This window comes from Clostridioides sp. ES-W-0018-02, assembly GCF_020658175.1.
In the GTDB taxonomy this organism is placed as follows: domain Bacteria; phylum Bacillota; class Clostridia; order Peptostreptococcales; family Peptostreptococcaceae; genus Clostridioides.
In genome coordinates this window covers 1-224 of sequence record NZ_JACVVY010000082.1, presented here as the reverse complement: position 1 = coordinate 224, position 224 = coordinate 1, and the positions used below count along the sequence as shown (strand labels likewise).

General features: G+C 50.9%; 2 tRNA genes. Both read left to right on the top strand.

Features of this window, described 5'->3' with window-relative positions:
- Positions 1 to 41: 41 nt before the first annotated feature.
- Positions 42 to 126: transfer RNA gene (locus IC219_RS21590), tRNA-Tyr, on the top strand.
- A 9-nt stretch (positions 127 to 135) separates the two neighbouring features.
- Positions 136 to 219: transfer RNA gene (locus IC219_RS21585), tRNA-Leu, on the top strand.
- Positions 220 to 224: the final 5 nt, after the last annotated feature.

Below are 224 nucleotides of genomic sequence, written 5' to 3'. Positions count from 1 at the left end.
TAGGTTCGATTCCTATCACCAGCTCCATGTAAAATTAATACGGAGGATTTCCCGAGCGGCCAAAGGGGGCAGACTGTAAATCTGTTGTCATCGACTTCGGTGGTTCGAATCCACCATCCTCCACCAAAAAAATGCGCGGATGTGGCGGAATTGGCAGACGCACTAGACTTAGGATCTAGCGCCATTGGCGTGGGGGTTCGACTCCCTTCATCCGCACCATTTTT